The organism is Actinomadura sp. 7K507, from assembly GCF_004348425.1.
Classification (GTDB): domain Bacteria; phylum Actinomycetota; class Actinomycetes; order Streptosporangiales; family Streptosporangiaceae; genus Spirillospora.
Map to the genome: position 1 here is coordinate 1 of NZ_SMKK01000557.1, position 606 is coordinate 606.

The 606-nt window shown below is 66.8% G+C and carries 1 pseudogene; it reads right to left on the reverse strand.

From position 1 onward, the window contains the following. Positions 1 to 374: 374 nt before the first annotated feature. Positions 375 to 606, reverse strand: a pseudogene (locus E1285_RS46385) (hypothetical protein); the annotation flags it as partial.

Consider the following 606-nt stretch of genomic DNA (forward strand, 5'->3'; position numbering starts at 1 on the left):
GCGACGCCATACCGAACGCGAGCAGCGCAGCGGCGGCCACAGCAGGAAACGCCAGCCGCGAACTGCGTCTCCAGAAACTAGTGAACTTCACCAGTCCATCCTTTCTGTACCGGGAGAAATGGACACACAGCGCCGGACGGCCACAACGTGATCCCGATCGACGCCGGATCGTGCTCGCCGCAGACCGCTGACGGCCTGCGGCGAGCCGACCCAGCCACACCTGCACCGGGGTGGTGCGGGCAGGTGCGGCCAGTCCCAGAGCCTTTCGACGTGGGATCGGACCGGGCCAGGACGAGCCACGGCATCGCTGTCGTCAGAAAGGCGGCGGACTGTGCTTGCGGCACCACGCGGGCACAATCCGTTGACGTCCCCGCTCAGAGCTCGGAGTAGGACTTCGAGACGATGTACTCGTTCTGGATCATGGTGTTCTCGCCGGCCGGCGAGGGGAATCCGCCGATCTGGTTGACGAGCCAGTCGGCGATGCCGCCGCCGAACACGCAACCCTTGGCGCCGGGCACCGAGAAGGAGTTGTCGACGTGCTGGGCCTGCAGGACCTCGGGCAGCGGGTCGGACCGCTTGATCGAGACGCCCTCACCGGTGATCGGG